1 protein-coding gene is annotated in these 574 nt (G+C 74.4%); it reads left to right on the forward strand.

Annotated features, from left to right (window positions below):
• Positions 1 to 574, forward strand: a 574-nt coding sequence (locus PUR56_RS21945) for a hypothetical protein (RefSeq protein WP_329950165.1), incomplete at both ends; no start/stop codon positions are given.

The following is a 574-nucleotide window of genomic DNA, read 5'->3' on the forward strand; positions in this document are numbered from 1 at the left end:
CGCGGCCACGGAAGCCGCCGCCGCTACCACCGGAGGGGCGGTCGTCACGACGGAACCCGCCGCGGTCACCACCACGGTCGTCACGGCCGAACCCACCGGACGGACGGTCGTCGCGACGCGGCCGGACGACACTGACTTCACAACGGCAGACCTCTGGGCGCACGTCGCCGACACGGCCCAAGCCTCCGGAGGGGCGGTCGTCGCGACGGACGCCGCCCCCCACGTCACCGACACGACCGAAACCACAGGCCGGACCGTCAACGCGACGGTAACCACCACCACTGCCGCCGGTCGGGCGGTCGTCACGGCCACGGAAGCCGCCGCCCCTGCCGCCACGGTCGTCACGGTCACGACCGAAACCACCGGACGGACGGTCATCGCGACGGAACCCACCACCGCTACCACCGGACGGACGGGCGTCACGGCCACGGTAACCGCCACCGCTACCACCGGACGGGCGGTCGTCACGGCCACGGAAGCCGCCGCCACTGCCACCCGAGGGGCGGTCGTCACGGCCACGGAAGCCGCCGCCACTGCCACCCGAGGGGCGGTCGTCACGGCGCGGGCCGTCACC

Source organism: Streptomyces sp. BE303 (genome assembly GCF_036290945.1).
Taxonomy (GTDB): Bacteria; Actinomycetota; Actinomycetes; order Streptomycetales; family Streptomycetaceae; genus Kitasatospora.